This window comes from Salibacterium qingdaonense (assembly GCF_900114715.1).
GTDB classification, from domain to species: domain Bacteria; phylum Bacillota; class Bacilli; order Bacillales; family Marinococcaceae; genus Salibacterium; species Salibacterium qingdaonense.
Genome location: NZ_FOTY01000014.1, coordinates 14894 through 31637, shown reverse-complemented (window position 1 = coordinate 31637; position 16744 = coordinate 14894). Strand labels below are relative to the sequence as shown.

The following is a 16744-nucleotide window of genomic DNA, read 5'->3' as shown; positions in this document are numbered from 1 at the left end:
GAACGGAAAAATTCCCATGTCACGCACGTTCATCCGGACTTCCGGAAGGAATGGACAATAATAGATAAACAGACGAATTTCTGCCTGATATAGTGGTTGAAAGAGGAAACTGTAAAAATGAGGGTGAAGGTATTGGATCTTCTATTGGGAAATGAATGGACCGTTGAACCTGCAGGCGGAACGACCGGTGAAGCGTATATTGCCTGGGCCGGAGAGCAGAAGCTGTTTCTAAAACGTAACTCCTCCCCTTTTTTAGCAGTGCTTTCTGCCGAAGGAATAGTTCCAAAGTTATTGTGGACAAAGCGTCTGGAAAACGGAGACGTTATTACAGCACAGCGCTGGGTGCACGGACGCGAACTGCGTGCCTCCGACATGAACCGCGCGGATGTCGCCGGCCTCCTGAGCAAGATACATGCATCCAGCGAACTGCTTGATATGTTCAAGCGGATTGGAAATGAGCCGCTGACGCCATCAATAATCATTGAGAACTTAAAATCACAGATGCAGCAGGATGAAACATTTCCCCCGTTATTTCAGGAGGCCCTTCATTACCTGCTTGCTGCTTATTCGGAAGTGGTATCATCACCGATGGTTGTCTGTCACTGTGATATCAATCACAATAACTGGATGATTAATTCCAGTAATGAATTATATTTAATAGATTGGGACGGAGCAACGGTTGCGGATCCGGCTTTTGATCTTGGGCTTCTTTTGTATGAGTATATACCGGTGGGAGAATGGGAACAGTGGCTGCGCCATTACGGACTTTCCCTTACCGGCAACCTGAAAAGGCGGATGCACTGGTACGTCACAGCAGATGCTCTTGAACGGGCTCTTTATCACCGGAGCAGGGGTTTTAACCAGAAAGCTGCGTCATGGACGGACTATGTCCGCAGTCTCGTATACGGCACCGTTTAAAAGATCAGCTTCCACAGGATGAGTCGTCTGCACTGCCTTCAGGACGTGTGCAGCGTGGGAGTTTCTCATACTATCTGAAAGTCCGGCCCGGCGGGTCGGACTTTTATGACATCCGGCACTTGCTGCCGGGTTAAAAGAAACGGCAGGGAATATTGGAACAGGAGGGAATGCACATGCGGCTGCGCCGTAAACCATGGGCCGGAGACTGGATCCGGCAGCATCCGGAACTGGTGGTATCGGATCCATCCCAGGTAACAGGCGGATGGAGAGAGCTTTTTGGCAATGACAATCCGGTTCATGTCGAACTTGGTACCGGAAAAGGGAAATTTATTGATGAAATGAGCCGGGCCTACCCGGATATCAATTTTATTGGAATGGAAAAATACGAGAGCGTCCTCGTTACAGGAATGCAGCGCATTCTTCATGAAAGACGGGAAAATATCCGTTTTATTCACGGGGATGTCTTAAATCTACTTGACTTTTTTGGTGAAAATGAAGTGGACAGGCTGTTTGTCAATTTCACTGACCCGTGGCCGAAGAAGAGGCATGAAAAAAGGCGCCTGACGTATAAAATGTTTTTGGATTTATACGAAAAAGTACTCCGGAATGAGCATGATATCCATATGAAAACCGATAATCAAGTTTTGTTTGAATACAGTCTGGAAAGCATGTCACGATACGGAATGGTACTGAAAAATATTTCTCTTGATCTTCATAACAGCGGCATGGAACATAATATTATGACAGAATATGAGCGGAAGTTTTATCAGAAAGGGCAGCCGATTTACAGATTGGAAGCATTCTTTCCAAACGAGGAGAAAGCGGAATAGGAGGGTTTTCATGGAGCAGCTGACAATCGGGGATTACAAGCTGACGTGGCTGCGGGGCGGCGTCACACATCCGGACGGCGGTGCGATTTTCGGTGTTGTACCAAAGCCGCTGTGGTCCCGGAAATATCCGGTGAACGAACAGAATCAGGTCGAGACGCGCTGCGATCCTATTCTGGTGCAGGGAAACGGCCGAACCATGTTGATAGAAGCGGGTATTGGCAATGGTCGTTTCACAGAAAAGCAGAAGCGCAACTTCGGCATCACGGAGGAATCACAGATTGAAGAGGATCTGCATGCGCTTGGATTAACAACGGCGGACATTGATGACGTTCTGATGACGCATATGCATTATGACCATGCGGCCGGGCTTGTTAAGCATCAGCACGGAGAGGATGTTCCTGTCTTTGAGAACGCGGTCATCCGGACCTCAGCTGAAGAGTGGGCGGAAACGACCAACCCGAATATCCGGTCTGCGAACACGTACTGGGAACAAAACTGGAAACCGGTACGCAGCCAGGTGGAAACATATGAGGAGACCTGCATCCCGGCTCCCGGAATAACGATGAAAAAAACCGGCGGCCACAGCCGGGGTATGAGTATTATTACCATGGAGCAGGGGGAAGAAACGCTCATCCATATGGCGGACAATATGCCAACACTTGCCCATCAGCCTGTATTGTGGGTAACCGCCTATGATGATTACCCGATGGATTCTATAGCGGTAAAACAGCGGTATATGGAGCTCGGGTACAACAGCCGGTCCTGGTTTACGTTTTATCATGACTGCAGATACCGGGCGGTTCAGTTTGATGAAGAGGGCGGTACGCAGCAGCATATACTTGGGAATAACGGGGCATGACGGAGAAGATGATTTCTGTGAGAAGCAGAAGTCATCTTTTTTGTGTTTACGCTCTGCATCACTTTTCAGGGGGCTGAAGGAGAATGTGAGTGTTAGATACGCTCTAAAAGGTACTTTTTACGAAAAAAGGGAAAAAGTAACCGTTAGAGTATATCTAAGGTGCACAATCTGCTTCCATCGTCACCAATGTGACTACATATGATTGATTACAGTCAAAATCAATTAAAAATATGATTGATAATGATTGATTTTGAACGAAAATGGTTATATAATATAGAAAGATAATAATAGTAAGCGTTTCCTTTGAACATGAGAGGAGGGCGTATCATGCTTCATGTGGAGCGAAAAGAACAGATACTGAACTTCCTGCAGTCCAGAGAAACCGTGTCCGTACAGGAGCTGGTTTCCGCTGTTGGTGCATCCGAGTCGACCATCAGGCGGGACCTTACCGAACTTGAGTCTGAACATTATATAAAACGCTTACACGGAGGAGCTTCTCTTTTAAAGCGGAAACTGGAAGAGCCTTCAATTGCCGAAAAACAGAGCACTAATCAAAAAGATAAAAAGGCTCTTGCAGCGGAGGCGGCATCCCTCGTAAAAGAACGGGACTGTATATTTCTTGATGCCGGTACAACAACAGTGGAAATGATTCCGCATCTCACCGGGAAGGATATTGTCGTCGTAACAAACGGCATCCCTCACGTCCCGCTTCTGCTGGAACGCGGCATTCAGACCTATGTGACCGGCGGAAAAGCCAAACCGGGAACATCGGCGCTGACGGGGGAAAAAGCTGTCATGTCGATGCATGAATTCCGTTTTGATACCTGTTTTCTTGGGATGAATGGGGTGGACGCTGTCCACGGTTACACCACTCCTGACCCTGAAGAGGCATTTGTGAAAAAAACAGCGCTGTCGTTGTCTTCGAAATCGTGGGTGCTGGCCGATCCTTCCAAAATGGGGGAGACTTCATTTGCAAGCGTCGCACAGCTGGAGAAAGCAGCAGTGCTGACGTCGGACAGTATGGACGAAAAATATCTGGAGCAGTTGCAGCAGCGAACAGAAGTAAAGGTTGTGAAACTATGATTTATACCGTGACGCTTAATCCCGCCCTGGATTATGTTGTGGACGTTCCCGGTTTTCAGGAAGGAACTGTGAACCGGTCCGAAAGAGATATCAAATATCCGGGAGGGAAGGGAATCAACGTTTCCCGTGTGCTGAAACGTCTCGGCGTGCCGAGTACAGCACTCGGCTTCACCGGCGGTTTTACCGGTGATTATATAAAAGACATGCTTCAGCAGGAAGACATATCGACTGATTTTACAGCGGTGGATGGAGATACCCGCATTAACGTCAAATTGAGAGGATCCGGGGAAACGGAAGTAAATGGTGTATCGCCGGAAGTGAGGCAGTCCGACAGGAAAGCGTTCGAAGATAAACTGAAACCATTGACCGCTGAGGATGAGGTTGTTATCGCCGGAAGCCTCCCTGCTTCGCTTCCCGCCGGATGTTACGAAGAGCTGATGAATACGCTGAAAAACCAACACGTGCGGGTGTATCTTGATACGAGCGGAGAACCTTTGAAAAAAGCAGTCCAGGCAGCACCGTTTTTTATCAAACCCAATCATAACGAGCTTGGCGAACTGTACGGCGTGACCATTGAAAAGCCGGAAGACGCAGTCTATTACGGAAGAAAACTGATGGAAGAATACGGCATCGAGCACGTTATTATTTCCATGGCTGGTGCAGGAGCCGTCTATCTGCATCCGCACGGGGCATGCCGCGCTGTACCTCCCAAGCGTAAAGCGGTGAATTCCGTGGGAGCGGGCGACTCGCTTACAGCCGGTTTTATTAAAGCATTGAAGGTCTTCCAGAAACCGGAAGACATACTCGCTTATGCCTCAGCAGCAGGCAGTGCCACGGCGTTTTCAGAAACGTTCTGCACGGAAGAGGAAGTGAAACAGCTTCAAGGGGAAATAGACATTACGACAATCAGTAATTCATAAAGGGGTGACATACTATGAAAATTACAGAACTGCTTCAAAAAGACACGATGGTTCTGAATCTTGAGGCTGATTCCAAAGATGGTGTTATCGATGAACTGGTACACGTGCTGGATAAAGCAGGGAATCTGTCCGATCCATCTGCGTTTAAAGAAGCAATCCATGGAAGGGAACAGGAAAGTTCTACTGGTATCGGCGAAGGAATCGCGATTCCCCACGCCAAGACAGAAGCGGTGAAAACTCCGGCCATCGCTTTTGGACGGTCGCAGGAAGGAACAGATTACGATTCCCTCGACGGGCAGCCGGCGCATTTGTTTTTCATGATCGCAGCAAGTGAAGGAGCCAATCAGGATCACCTGCAGACATTATCCAGGCTGTCGACGCTTTTGATGGATGAAACGTTCCGGCAGGACCTGCTGCAGGCTTCATCAGAAGATGAGATTCTCACACTCGTTGACGAGAAAGAGGAAGAGAAGCTTGGCGCCGGTGAAGAAGAGCAGCAGGCGCAGCAGTCTAGCAGCGAAGAACGCACGACACCGCAGATTCTTGCTGTTACAGGTTGTCCTACAGGTATTGCCCATACCTTCATGGCAGCGGATGCGTTGAAAGAAAAGGCAAAAGAAAAAGGCTTGTCCATTAAAGTCGAAACCAACGGCTCCGATGGTATCGGCAATGCCTTAACGCCGGAAGAGATTGCAGCCGCTGACGGTATCATTATCGCATCGGACACAAAAGTGGAAATGACGAGGTTTGACGGCCGGCCGGTATCGATCAATGGAGTTTCTGACGGGATGAAACGCCCCGAAGAGCTGATTCATCAGATCACAAGCGGTCAGGCGCCGGTATATCACGCGCAGGGATCGGCAGAAGAAGACAGTTCGAGCGACAGCAAAGGTCGGACTGGTTTTTACAAACACCTCATGAACGGAGTGTCGAACATGCTGCCGTTTGTTGTCGGCGGCGGCGTGCTGATGGCCGTATCGTTCTTTTTCGGCATTAATTCCGCCGAGGAAGGGCATGAAAGTTACAATGCCTTTGCTGCAGCGTTAAACTCCATTGGCGGCGATCACGCCTTTCAATTGATGGTTGCCGTTCTTGCCGGTTTTATCGCGATGAGCATTGCCGATCGTCCCGGTTTTGCGCCCGGCATGATTGGAGGATTCATGGCAACGACCGGAGGCGCTGGTTTCCTCGGCGGCTTGATTGCCGGGTTCCTGGCCGGTTATACAGCGAATCTGATGAAAAAGGCGCTCGCTGATCTGCCGAAAGTACTCGACGGCATCAAAACGATTCTCTTTTACCCGGTATTTAATATTTTCATTATCGGTTTGTTAATGGCGTTTATCATTAATCCACCGGTCAGCTGGCTGAACACGGCTCTTCAAAATCTGCTGGATGGGATGGGGACCGGTAACATTGTCCTGCTCGGTCTCATCCTCGGCGGTATGATGGCAGTGGACATGGGCGGCCCGGTTAACAAAGCAGCCTTTACGTTTGGCATTGCCATGATTGATGCCGGAAACTTCGCTCCGCACGCAGCCATTATGGCAGGCGGGATGGTGCCGCCGCTCGGTATTGCATTGGCCACCAGTTTGTTCCGCGGGAAATTTACAAAAGAAGAGCGGGATGCCGGCGTCTCCAGTTACTTCATGGGAGCATTCTTCATTACGGAAGGAGCGATTCCATTTGCGGCCGCGGACCCCGGACGTATCATTCCAGCGGCTGCGGCCGGCTCTGCTGTAGCAGGAGCACTTGCCATGCTGTTTGGTGCCGGACTGCCGGCACCGCACGGAGGTATCTTTGTCTTCCTTACGATCCAGGGTGCGAATCCGCTTCTCTACCTCGCGGCCATTCTCATCGGAATGATGGTAACAGCACTGCTGGTCGGGATTTTAAAACGCCCGGTGAAATAAATAAAAAAACGCTCCCGATTATCAATAAAGATAGTCGGGAGCGTTTTTTTACTGGGTTGTCCAGGTTTGATTTATGATGTTAATTCCAGAATGGTACCCGTTTTGGCATCGACGATGAAATCCATCTGCTTTGTTTCGCCTTCCTGGGTGCTCGAAATACCGCCGCGGTACACTTTATAGTCGAGATTGTCTTTCATGTAATTTTCCGCAGTCATATGAATCCACGATCCGTTGACAGGTATATGATCCTGAATATTTTCCTTTACGGTTTTCAGTGCTTTTTCAGGAGAAATGTGGCTGCTTGCGGTGCATTCTTTCAATGCATAACCGGCTGCAAGACCTACACCTGCTCCAATGAGAATATCTCTTACTTTCATATTATCCCTGCCTTTTCTATCTCATTTCCTTCAAGTATAGCTTAAAATTCATATGATTCCAAACGTTAAGATGTATATCGGTAGAAAATGAAGGACGCTTCCGATAGAATAAAAAGGGAAACCAGCAGTGGGAAGGAGCCTATTATGAACGAAGAGACAAAACAGATGTTCCGGACGTTAACCGAACTGCCGGGAGCCCCCGGTTTTGAAAAGCCGGTTAGAGATTATATGAAAAAAGAGCTGCAGCCTTTAAGTGACGAGATTGTGCAGGATAAACTGGGCAGTATTTTCGGAAAAAAAACCGGAGATGCAGACGGCCCGAAAGTGATGGCCGCCGGACACATGGATGAGGTAGGCTTTATGGTCACCAACATCGACAAAAAGGGAATGATTCAGTTTGAACCGCTCGGCGGCTGGTGGAGTCAGGTGCTGCTGGCACAAAGAGTAGAGGTCATCACCGATGCAGGAGTCGTTCCCGGTGTGGTCGGATCGATACCGCCGCATCTGTTGGAAGAGTCCCAGCGCCAGAAACCGATGCCGATGAAAAAAATGTATATCGATATCGGAGCCGATGATAAAGAAGACGCTGAAAATATCGGAGTGAAACCGGGACAGCCTATTCTGCCGGCCGGTGCGTTTACACCGATGGCCAATGAAAAGAAGATCCTGGCTAAAGCATGGGATAACCGGTACGGCGTCGGCTTGTCCATTGAACTGATGAAAGAACTGCAGAACATCACCCATCCAAACGTTGTGTATTCCGGTGCGACGGTGCAGGAAGAAGTCGGGCTGCGCGGGGCAGCGACAGCGTCCCGGATGATTCAGCCGGATGTGTTTTACGCGATGGATGCAAGTCCGGCCAATGACGCCGCCGGTGGAAGCGATGCATTCGGTCATCTTGGAAAAGGAGCCCTTCTCCGGATTTTTGATCAGACGATGATCACCCACCGCGGCATGCGTGATTTTGTCCTGGATACAGCGGAATCCAACGATATTCCGTATCAGTATTTCGTATCCCAGGGAGGCACAGACGCCGGACGGGTACATACATCGAACGAAGGCGTGCCATCCGCCGTCGTCGGGGTATGCTCAAGGTATATTCACACCTCGGGTTCGATTCTGCATGTGGATGATTATGCCGCAGCCAAAGAACTGCTCGTGAAGCTTGTGCAGACGACAGATAACAGCGCCCTTGAAGCCATCCACAAGGGAGTCTGATGCTCCGATGACAATGATTCTCGGCATCGGGTCCACCAATAAAGCAAAAGTAAAAGCGGTGTCTGCTGTTTTCGGAAACGAGGACTATGATATTCACGGGTTTGAGGTCGAAAGTGGTGTCTCCGTGCAGCCCTTTTCCGATGAAGAAACGAAAGAGGGAGCAAAGTACCGTGCGGCAGCTGTTCTGAATGAAGGAGCGGACGCAGGTATCGGCCTTGAAGGCGGTGTGATGGAAATGCAGGACGGGCTGTATCTCTGTAACTGGGGAGCTCTGACCGACAGCAGCGGACGTATGATTACCGCTGCCGGTGCAAAAATAAAACTGCCTGCTGAAATCGCTGAAAAACTTCAGACAGGCGGCGAATTAAAAACAATCATGAACGACTACACCAACCGGCACAACATCAACCACCATGAAGGAGCGGTCGGCATTTTCACGGATGGTATGATATCAAGAGCGGAAATGTTTGAGCACACGGTCCGGCTTCTTTACGGGCAGTGGTGCTTTGACAGACGGAGTCATCAGCTGTCAGAAAATCAGCAGAATAAATAAAAAAAGCCGTCGGGATACTGTTCCGAGCGGCTTTTTTCGATAAATCAACAATGTATGAAAAGCATGTGGTTATTGGGTTTCGAATACGTAGGAAAGAGCCTGGAGCGCCTGTTCTTTCGTTTCAACGACAACGTTTGCCTTGTTAGCCAGTTCCTTGGTCGGATGATGGAGATCTTCGGGACGGATCAGGATCAGAGGCTTGCCCATAGCAGCAGCGGCTCCGGCATCCATAGCAGTATTCCATTGTTTATATTTTTCACCGAACAGCGCGATGACGACATCAGATTTCTGCATCAGAATCTGGGTACGCAGGTTGTTAAAGTCGGAAGCGGCATCGTCTTTTTGCACGGCGTCATGCTGACTGCCGAGAATTTCTTCGCCGATGTTGTCGGAACGGCTGTGGTTTTCCATCGGTCCGAAGAAGCGAAGAGGAAGCTCCTGTTTTTCGGCCGTTTCTCTCAGCTCCTGTCTCCAGTCATCGTGAATTTGTCCTGCTAAATATACGTTTAGTTCCATGCTGAAGCCTCCCTTATCAAGAAATTATTACATACACATCATGAAATGCATCCTTTCTCTTGTCAATTCATGAAGAAGGAGGGTAAGATAAAAGAAAGTGAAAAACATCACAATTCTTTAGCGTGAGGGGGAGAACGATGAAGGAATTTTTTTTGCGGAAAGGTGTTAATTTATCTGTAAAGACATATGCTGTCACTTCGCTGAGTTATATGGCTCTTGGTCTTTTTTCTTCATTGATTATTGGTCTTATTATACGCACGATTGGTGAACAATTTACGCTGTCCTTTTTAGAAGAGATGGGGCAGCTTGCGATGGATCTTATGGGGCCTGCCATCGGTGCCTCGGTGGCCTACGGCCTGAAAGCTCCGCCGCTTGTTCTGTTTTCCGCTGTTATAACAGGCGCTGCCGGCGCTGAACTTGGCGGTCCGGCAGGGGCATTTCTTGCTGCATTGATATCTGTAGAACTTGGGAAACTTGTATCGAAAGAAACGAGACTGGATATCATTGTGACACCGTTCGTTACGATTGCAGCGGGATATACGACGGCCTATTTCCTGGGACCGGTCATTCAAAGCGGAATGGTTGGTTTCGGAGACGCCGTGATGTGGGCGACAGAGAGGCAGCCGTTTATTATGGGAATCATCGTCGCCGTCCTGATGGGCCTGGCACTTACCGCCCCTATATCAAGCGCGGCTATTGCCATTATGATTGAACTGGAAGGAATAGCTGCGGGCGCTGCAGCAGTGGGATGCTCTGCCCAGATGGTTGGATTTGCGGTGAGCAGTTACCGGGAAAACGGAGTATCAGGTCTAGCCGCACTTGGTATCGGGACGTCCATGCTGCAGGTGCCTAACGTTGTAAAAAAACCTGTTATTCTGCTGCCACCGACGATAGCAGGTGCTGTTTTTGCCCCGTTCTCAACGATGATTTTTCTTATGGAAAACAATGCAGCAGGTGCAGGCATGGGAACGAGCGGGCTGGTCGGTCAGGTAATGACTTTTTCGGTGATGGGGTTTCACGCGGATGTGCTGCTGGCCATGCTGCTCACCCATATCGCCGGTCCTGCCATCATAAGTCTCCTTTTGTCGGAATGGATGAGAAAGAAGCAGTGGATTACATTCGGTGATATGACGATTGATCAAGGGTGAAGCATAACACCATTTTGAGCGGAGAGGGTCGTCTATTGATTTATATACGGGTTTTTTTCGTGTTAAACTAAAAGAAATACCGTTAAACAGTATGGATGACGCGTTTAGGAGAGATATAGATGGATTTACAGGAATTCAGAAACAGACTGGAGAAACAGCTTGCAAAAAATAACCGAAAGTTTATATTCGACGAGGAAAAAAGCTCGCTGCGCGTGGAGCACACCGGTCTGAATAAAGGGCTGGATCTTGATCTGAACAAACTTCTGGCTAAAAATGACACTAATCACGAGAAAGCGCTGGAAGAAGCGGTGATGTTTATTGATGCCTCTTTTGAAGCGATGGAGCGTAATGTTGTTATCGCGGGAAAGGAAAAAAACATTTATCCAGTACTGAGATCCACCTCCTTCCCAACGGAAACAAAAGAAGGGAAGGCGCTGCTCTTTTCCGAGCATACAGCGGAAACAAGAATTTACTATGCTTTGGATTTGGGAGATGCCTATACAATGCTCGAAGAAGAAACGGTCAATAAAGAAGGTTTCTCGAATGAACAGATGAAGGAAATCGCATTGTTTAACGTCCGTCAGCTTCCGAATAAATATAAAACCGATGAAGTGGCGGGGAATACGTTCTATTTTATTAATTCCAATGATGGATACGATGCCAGCCGCCTGCTGCATGAAGCCTTTATGGAAGAAATGAATGCAAAGATTACAGGCGATGCGGCCGTCGCTGTGCCGCACCAGGATGTGCTGATTATTGCCGATATTCAAAATGACGCCGGTTATGATGTGCTGGGTCAGATGGCGTTCCGCTTTTTCAACAACGGCCGGATTCCTGTGACAGCTCTGCCGTTCTTGTACGAAGACGGTGGTCTTGAACCGATTTTTATTCTGGCACGAAAAAAACCAGAGAATTAAAAGCGCACCACGGCTCGGTTTATGCTACAATAACATAGGAATTTCACAGGAAAAGGAGAAACAGTCATGAACGTTTTCTACAACAATAAAGGCATCGGGGATACACTCCTTGTTTCCCTGAAAGAAATAGACAAACAGAACCGAGGTATAAAAAGAAACGGGGATGTGGCACGGCTGTATGATAAAGAAAATGGAGAAACAGCCGGGTTTCACATTTTTCGTGCTTCTTCTTACGGGAAGATAAACCAGACCGGAATGTGCGCGCTGACAAAAGATGTGAAAGATCTGATCGAGCATGCTCTGACAACAAACGGATTTGAACAGCATATTGTTTCTTTTCCGGAGGAATCATTGTTTGTTGTCGGCCTGGTTACAGAAAAAAAGAAACACCCGGATGCCGATAAACTGAGTGTCTGCCAGGTTGATATCGGAACGGATATATTACAGATCGTATGTGGTGCGCCGAATGTAAGGAAAGACCAGAAAGTCGTCGCTGCCAAACCGGGAGCTGAGATGCCTTCCGGGATGAAAATAAAGAAATCCAAGCTCCGTGGTGTTTCCTCCAGCGGTATGATATGTTCCGCCAAAGAATTGGCACTTCCTGATGCGCCGTCGGAGAAAGGAATTCTTGAGCTGAACGACTCTTACACGACAGGCGCGGATTTCCTGATGCAGTACCACGAGCAGTGAGTGTTGCTGCCTGCTGCATATCCCCGCTTTATTGATGACATTCCGGAAAGAGGAGAAAGATACTATGGCTGGTTCCTTTCAACGGCTGAAAGAAAAAATGCAGCGTTTCTTTTTTGGAAACGAAGAGCATGCCGGGCAGGAAGAAAACGAAACAGAAAAACCGGCACCCAGCAGACCTGCACAGCTTCATAAACAGTCGGATGCCCGAATTAAAATGGTACATTATTACCCTAAGAGCGGGCAGGACAGACTGGATGCAAAACCGCAGACGAACGGAAGTGGAAGAGATAAAGAAGAAACAACACAGGAGGAAAGCCCGCCTTCTTCTTCTGAAAAACAAAAAAGCCGGGCGTCTGCCCCTTCGGAAAATGAAAAAGAGGCCCCCCGTACTTATTTCCAGGGAAATGATTTCACCGCAGAGAATATCCCGTCTCCCATTTTTGGCTTTGAAAAGGTTCCGCTTCATTCGAGCTACCTGAGAAAACATGAGGAAGTGATCCCATCCCAACAGGAATGGCAGGACGAATCAACGGAGCAGGAGACGGAACCGGAACCGGACAGTCCAGCACTCGATACCTACGTTTCCTCCCCTCCTGCAGAAGAAGAGGATGCCGGTATGGAGGAAGCCGAACCTATGGAAACGGATGTTTCCGAAAGTGAAACGGAAGAGAAAGAAAGCACAGAAACTGCTGTAGAATCGGTTGGGCTGGAATCGTCGAAGAAAACGGAGGAAACAGAGCAAAACGAAGAGAAAGCACACTCATCTTCCCAAACCTCATCCTCCCGTCAGGAACGGAGACGCCGTGAACGTGAAGCGGCACAGACATCCCGGAAAGAAACGGCTGCTGCCCGCCCGGACGTTCCATTTAATGTACTCCGTCAGCCTGACGGAAAGTCCGGTCGTGGTTCGGGCGGCAGCATTTCCAAAACTTCAGATCCATCCGCTTATCAGTTTCCTTCCATTCAGCTTCTGCAGCAGCCGCCGAGAAAACCGGAAATGCAGGAAGAAGATTTCTCTTACCAGAAGCAGCAGCTGGAGCAGACACTTCAGAATTTTAACGTCGATGCAGAAGTGGTGGATATGACAAAAGGCCCTTCCGTCACGCGGTACGAAGTCCAGCCCGCCGCAGGGGTGAAAGTCAATAAAATTACCAATCTCACCGATGACATAAAGCTTGCGATGGCGGCGAAAGATTTGAGGATGGAAGCCCCCATCCCCGGGAAAAACACGATCGGAATAGAAGTTCCGAATGCAGAGAGTGACCCTGTTCTGCTCCGGGAAATCCTGAGGCGGGATGCCTTCATACGAAAGGAATCACCATTAACAGTCGCGATGGGACTCGATATTTCCGGCTCTCCGATTGTCACGGATCTGCAGGATATGCCGCACGGGTTGATTGCAGGTGCTACCGGATCCGGCAAAAGTGTATGTATTAATTCCATTCTTCTCAGTCTGCTTTATAAAGCGGATCCCGACGAAGTAAAACTGATGCTGATTGACCCGAAAATGGTGGAACTGGCTTCGTATAAGGATATACCCCACCTGGTGACGCCGGTCATCAATGATGCCAAAGAGGCGACGGCGGGGCTGAAACGGGCTGTGGCTGAAATGAATGAACGTTACGAAAAACTTGCCGCAGAGGGCGTCCGTGATATTAAGAAATACAATGAAAAAATGGAGAATAAAGCCGATAAAATGCCGTATATCGTCATAGTCATTGATGAGCTCGCTGATCTGATGATGGTATCTCCGCAGGACGTGGAAGATGCCATCTGCCGGATTGCCCAAAAGGCGCGGGCCTGCGGCATACACCTTCTGGTTGCTACGCAGCGTCCTTCTGTTGATGTGATTACAGGTTTGATTAAAGCCAATATTCCAAGCCGTACAGCCTTTGCTGTTTCTTCTCAGGCTGATTCCCGTACTATTCTGGATGCAGGCGGGGCAGAACGGCTTATAGGCAAAGGGGATATGCTTTTTCATCAAAATGGTACCTCAAAACCGCTCCGGGTGCAGGGAACCTTTGTAACAGATGAAGAAATTGATGCTGTTACGAATGACGTAAAGCAGCAGAAGCAGCCTTCCTACATTTTTGGGCGCGAAGATCTTCAGAAAACAGCAGAGCAGGAAGAAAACAGTGATGAACTGTTTCCGGAAGCCTGTCTCTTTATATCGGGGCAGGGGGGAGCCTCTTCGTCCCTGCTGCAGCGCCGTTTTTCCATCGGTTATAACCGGGCTGCCCGTCTTATTGATATGATGGAAAATCAAGGGATTATTTCTGAAGCAAATGGAAGTAAACCCCGCAGAGTGCTGTTAAGTGAACATGAAATTCAAGAACAGATCAGCGGATAACAGGCTTGTATCTCAGCAAAAAGCTTGTTTTTCCTCTCCGCGTTCTATAATATAGAAGGAGACAGGGAACCACAGCATTCATGAACCTCCCTTTGGACCGTGTAACAGTATGTTTTGAGAAACATGACGGAACAGAGGCTGAAATTCCGAAGCCGGCATACTTCTTGAGAAGGAGGAGCTCTTATGGAACAGATTCAGCTGAATGTATTGTTGGGATTTTTGTATCCGGAGGCTTTAGAACTTTTGAAACAGGAAGAGAAGGATACACCGATTGTCCTTCAGGATGGACTGCGGGACGTCAACGAAGCAGATGTACAGGAAATTCTCGAAGCTGTTATTATGGAACAGGGCCGGGGTGACCTGGTTCACTGAGAAAGAAGTTTGAAAGCCAAGGAGTATTCGGAAATGAGGCTGCTTGAACAAAGGCTGTTTCAAAAGGTATAAGGCGCAGGCAGAACAGGCAGCGCCCTGTGCTTCTTTGAAACAGCTTTTTCTTTTATCCTTTGATAGAAAACAATGAAATTATTTTTGAATGTTAAGGAGTAGGCAGATGAAAGAGATCGCACTGAAAATGCAGGGAGATATAAAACGGCTGACCAATGAAACATTCAAATTCGATGAGCGGGTTGGAGAGGGTTGGTTTTCGGCTGTTTATTTCCTGAAAACAAGAGAAATCGCCGAAAAGTATAAATCCGACGAAAATGTAACGATGCAGTTTTTCCAGAAGAAACATGCTGTTCTCTGTGGAACTGATGAGGTGATTGCCTTGATCAAGACCTTTGCTAAAAACCCGGAGGATCTTGTTATTCACTCCCTCGAAGACGGTGATAAGGTTGAACCTTATGAAACGGTCCTCACCATTGAAGGCCCCTACCAGAATTTCGGCCACCTGGAAGGGTTGATTGACGGCATTTTTGCACGCCGCACATCCGTCGCAACAAATGTATATAATGTTGTGAAAGCAGCCCGGAAATCAGGTGCGCGGAAACCGGTTATCTTTATGGGAGACCGGGATGACCATTTCACCCAGCAGGCTGGGGACGGGTATTCCGCTTATATCGGAGGGTCAAAGGCCCAGGCTACCCATGCCATGAGTGAGTGGTGGGGGAAAGAAGGAATGGGAACCATGCCGCATGCGTTGATTCAGTTATTTGAAGGAGACGTTGTAGCGGCCAGTCGTGCGTATAAAGAAACGTATCCTGATGACGATTTAATGGCTCTGGTTGATTATAATAACGATGTCATTATGGATTCTCTGAAACTCGCACGTGAATTTGGAGATGACCTCAAAGGTGTCCGGGTGGATACGTCCAATCATATGGTGGATCAGTATTTCTGCCGTCACCCTGAAGTGATGGGAGCTTTTGATCCGCGTGGTGTAAACCCGAAACTTTTGTTTGCGCTCCGTGAAGCACTGGATGAAGAAGGGTATCAGCATGTGCAGATACTCGCCAGCGGAGGCTTTACAGCAGAGAAAATCAATGAATACGAGGATATGAATGTTCCGATTGATCTGTACGGCGTCGGAAGCAGCCTTCTGGAGATTCATATCGGTTTTACGGGGGATAATGTAAAGATAAATGATAAAGATGAGGCAAAAGCAGGACGGGTCTACCGCCCGAACCCCCGGCTGGAACGAGTATAGACAAAACAAAAGGGGGGACGGTGCCGATGATATCCAATGTTCCGGATTTTGAGGAACACCGTAGAGAGAAGCAGAAACAGGCGGATCTTGATCTCATGGAACTGCTGGATGCTTATGAAAACTGGCTGAAACATAACACGAACCTGCGTGAAAAAGTACGTGCAAAGCATATGTTTGCCGAACAGGCCGGGTGTGATGTTTCAGGCCTGGAAGAAGAACCGTGGCGGCAGTATTTTGAGGACTGGTTTGCATTTGATTATGTCACGATTATCGGAAGCAGGCTCTTTGATTTATTTGTGAAAGAAAAGGCTGATGTTCTGACACCGTCCCAAATACAGCTGAGCGGTCTTGTATTGACTGCTGCGCTGGAACCATTCAGAGTGGTGAGTCTGCAGAGCGGATCAGTGACTGTTGTTCCTTTGTGGGAAAAAGAAGAGAAAAGATTGTCTTCTCTAACCGGGAAATTCCCGCTTCCTGAGAAGACTGCCAATGTCCTCGCCCGTCCGGTGTACTGCGGTTTCGAAAATCGGGTGTTCAGCCCTGTTGTTCCGCTTGTTATACCGGAGGAGGACGCTGAATTAAGAGAATGGAAGAAGCGTTACGAGAAAAAGGAAGAAGAAAAGCGGAGGCTTCGATTTATGAAGGATAATGGAGCCTCCTGGCTTCTGTACGCAGATACATCCCTTTCATAACTCTACGGGGAGTGTACTGTCTGCATGGGATAAGAGTTACACTCTGCCCCGCTTCCGGCAGCCCGGCTGGTCCGGGCTCACACGATGGGAGTCACAAAGGCGTTGCCACAGGATGTGG

Annotated in this window: 17 protein-coding genes; 15 read left to right on the top strand and 2 right to left on the bottom strand. The window is 48.5% G+C overall.

Going from position 1 to position 16744, the window contains the following annotated elements; genetic code table 11:
* Window positions 1-117: 117 nt before the first annotated feature.
* The 6 genes from BM058_RS11370 to BM058_RS11345 all read left to right on the top strand — a co-directional run bounded on the left by BM058_RS11370 (window position 118) and on the right by BM058_RS11345 (window position 6520).
* A complete protein-coding gene (locus BM058_RS11370; RefSeq protein ID WP_245736956.1) occupies window positions 118-918 on the top strand; it encodes a phosphotransferase family protein in 801 nt (266 codons plus the stop codon).
* A 173-nt stretch (window positions 919-1091) separates the two neighbouring features.
* The gene (gene trmB / locus BM058_RS11365) at window positions 1092-1748 is read left to right on the top strand and encodes a tRNA (guanosine(46)-N7)-methyltransferase TrmB (RefSeq protein WP_090927167.1); all 657 of its coding nucleotides are present in this window, start codon (window positions 1092-1094) and stop codon (window positions 1746-1748) included.
* A gap of 10 nt (window positions 1749-1758) precedes the next feature.
* Window positions 1759-2607, top strand: a complete 849-nt coding sequence (locus BM058_RS11360) for an MBL fold metallo-hydrolase (RefSeq protein WP_090927166.1) — start codon at window positions 1759-1761, stop codon at window positions 2605-2607.
* Window positions 2608-2934: 327 nt separating this feature from the next.
* Entirely contained in the window at window positions 2935-3690 is a 756-nt protein-coding gene (locus BM058_RS11355) for a DeoR/GlpR family DNA-binding transcription regulator (RefSeq protein WP_090927165.1), read from the top strand.
* A complete protein-coding gene (gene pfkB / locus BM058_RS11350) occupies window positions 3687-4610 on the top strand; it encodes a 1-phosphofructokinase (RefSeq protein WP_090927164.1) in 924 nt (307 codons plus the stop codon). Before BM058_RS11355 ends, pfkB begins: the two co-directional genes overlap by 4 nt.
* Window positions 4611-4624: 14 nt before the next feature.
* Window positions 4625-6520 carry a PTS fructose transporter subunit IIABC gene (locus BM058_RS11345; RefSeq protein ID WP_090927163.1) on the top strand — a complete coding sequence of 632 codons (1896 nt, stop codon included), beginning with the start codon at window positions 4625-4627 and terminating at the stop codon, window positions 6518-6520.
* A gap of 71 nt (window positions 6521-6591) precedes the next feature.
* Here the strand turns inward: BM058_RS11345 and BM058_RS11340 are convergent, their stop codons facing one another.
* Window positions 6592-6897, bottom strand: coding sequence for a PepSY domain-containing protein (locus BM058_RS11340; protein ID WP_090927162.1), 306 nt, complete (start codon window positions 6895-6897; stop codon window positions 6592-6594).
* 144 nt (window positions 6898-7041) lie between these two features.
* Between BM058_RS11340 and BM058_RS11335 the strand changes: the two genes are divergently transcribed.
* Together BM058_RS11335 and BM058_RS11330 are read left to right on the top strand one after the other, a co-directional pair.
* A complete protein-coding gene (locus BM058_RS11335; RefSeq protein ID WP_090927161.1) occupies window positions 7042-8115 on the top strand; it encodes a M42 family metallopeptidase in 1074 nt (357 codons plus the stop codon).
* Window positions 8116-8122: 7 nt separating this feature from the next.
* Window positions 8123-8668, top strand: coding sequence for a DUF84 family protein (locus BM058_RS11330; protein WP_322787881.1), 546 nt, complete (start codon window positions 8123-8125; stop codon window positions 8666-8668).
* Between the two features lie 69 nt (window positions 8669-8737).
* On the opposite strand, the gene BM058_RS11325 is transcribed toward BM058_RS11330, so the two are convergent.
* On the bottom strand, window positions 8738-9184 hold the full coding sequence (locus BM058_RS11325; protein ID WP_090927160.1) for a YtoQ family protein: 447 nt from the start codon (window positions 9182-9184) through the stop codon (window positions 8738-8740).
* 137 nt (window positions 9185-9321) lie between these two features.
* Here BM058_RS11325 and BM058_RS11320 point away from each other — a divergent pair, with 137 nt between their 5' ends.
* From BM058_RS11320 to BM058_RS11290, 7 genes are all read left to right on the top strand, one after another.
* On the top strand, window positions 9322-10332 hold the full coding sequence (locus BM058_RS11320; protein WP_090927159.1) for a PTS transporter subunit IIC: 1011 nt from the start codon (window positions 9322-9324) through the stop codon (window positions 10330-10332).
* A 119-nt stretch (window positions 10333-10451) separates the two neighbouring features.
* Window positions 10452-11249 (top strand): DUF1444 family protein, encoded by a 798-nt coding sequence (locus BM058_RS11315; RefSeq protein WP_090927158.1) that lies wholly within the window; start codon window positions 10452-10454, stop codon window positions 11247-11249.
* A gap of 66 nt (window positions 11250-11315) precedes the next feature.
* Window positions 11316-11939, top strand: coding sequence for a YtpR family tRNA-binding protein (gene ytpR / locus BM058_RS11310; RefSeq protein WP_090927157.1), 624 nt, complete (start codon window positions 11316-11318; stop codon window positions 11937-11939).
* A 64-nt stretch (window positions 11940-12003) separates the two neighbouring features.
* Window positions 12004-14289: a DNA translocase FtsK gene (locus tag BM058_RS11305; protein WP_245736954.1), complete on the top strand. Its 2286-nt coding sequence runs from the start codon at window positions 12004-12006 to the stop codon at window positions 14287-14289.
* 183 nt (window positions 14290-14472) lie between these two features.
* Complete coding sequence (locus BM058_RS11300) at window positions 14473-14661, top strand: hypothetical protein (RefSeq protein WP_090927156.1); 189 nt, start codon at window positions 14473-14475, stop codon at window positions 14659-14661.
* 178 nt (window positions 14662-14839) lie between these two features.
* Complete coding sequence (locus BM058_RS11295; protein ID WP_090927155.1) at window positions 14840-15934, top strand: nicotinate phosphoribosyltransferase; 1095 nt, start codon at window positions 14840-14842, stop codon at window positions 15932-15934.
* A gap of 26 nt (window positions 15935-15960) precedes the next feature.
* Window positions 15961-16626: a hypothetical protein gene (locus BM058_RS11290; RefSeq protein ID WP_090927154.1), complete on the top strand. Its 666-nt coding sequence runs from the start codon at window positions 15961-15963 to the stop codon at window positions 16624-16626.
* The last annotated feature ends 118 nt before the right edge of the window (window positions 16627-16744 follow it).

Excerpts from the sequence above, each read along its gene's own strand:
- BM058_RS11305 (WP_245736954.1), top strand. The coding sequence starts at position 12,004 with ATGGCTGGTTCCTTTCAACGGCTGAAAGAAAAAATGCAGCGTTTCTTT.
- BM058_RS11330 (WP_322787881.1), top strand. The coding sequence starts at position 8,123 with ATGACAATGATTCTCGGCATCGGGTCCACCAATAAAGCAAAAGTAAAA.
- BM058_RS11335 (WP_090927161.1), top strand. The coding sequence starts at position 7,042 with ATGAACGAAGAGACAAAACAGATGTTCCGGACGTTAACCGAACTGCCG.
- pfkB (WP_090927164.1), top strand. The coding sequence starts at position 3,687 with ATGATTTATACCGTGACGCTTAATCCCGCCCTGGATTATGTTGTGGAC.
- BM058_RS11295 (WP_090927155.1), top strand. The coding sequence starts at position 14,840 with ATGAAAGAGATCGCACTGAAAATGCAGGGAGATATAAAACGGCTGACC.
- BM058_RS11300 (WP_090927156.1), top strand. The coding sequence starts at position 14,473 with ATGGAACAGATTCAGCTGAATGTATTGTTGGGATTTTTGTATCCGGAG.
- ytpR (WP_090927157.1), top strand. The coding sequence starts at position 11,316 with ATGAACGTTTTCTACAACAATAAAGGCATCGGGGATACACTCCTTGTT.
- BM058_RS11355 (WP_090927165.1), top strand. The coding sequence starts at position 2,935 with ATGCTTCATGTGGAGCGAAAAGAACAGATACTGAACTTCCTGCAGTCC.
- BM058_RS11360 (WP_090927166.1), top strand. The coding sequence starts at position 1,759 with ATGGAGCAGCTGACAATCGGGGATTACAAGCTGACGTGGCTGCGGGGC.
- BM058_RS11340 (WP_090927162.1), bottom strand. The coding sequence starts at position 6,897 with ATGAAAGTAAGAGATATTCTCATTGGAGCAGGTGTAGGTCTTGCAGCC.
- BM058_RS11370 (WP_245736956.1), top strand. The coding sequence starts at position 118 with ATGAGGGTGAAGGTATTGGATCTTCTATTGGGAAATGAATGGACCGTT.
- BM058_RS11315 (WP_090927158.1), top strand. The coding sequence starts at position 10,452 with ATGGATTTACAGGAATTCAGAAACAGACTGGAGAAACAGCTTGCAAAA.
- BM058_RS11290 (WP_090927154.1), top strand. The coding sequence starts at position 15,961 with ATGATATCCAATGTTCCGGATTTTGAGGAACACCGTAGAGAGAAGCAG.
- trmB (WP_090927167.1), top strand. The coding sequence starts at position 1,092 with ATGCGGCTGCGCCGTAAACCATGGGCCGGAGACTGGATCCGGCAGCAT.
- BM058_RS11325 (WP_090927160.1), bottom strand. The coding sequence starts at position 9,184 with ATGGAACTAAACGTATATTTAGCAGGACAAATTCACGATGACTGGAGA.
- BM058_RS11320 (WP_090927159.1), top strand. The coding sequence starts at position 9,322 with ATGAAGGAATTTTTTTTGCGGAAAGGTGTTAATTTATCTGTAAAGACA.
- BM058_RS11345 (WP_090927163.1), top strand. The coding sequence starts at position 4,625 with ATGAAAATTACAGAACTGCTTCAAAAAGACACGATGGTTCTGAATCTT.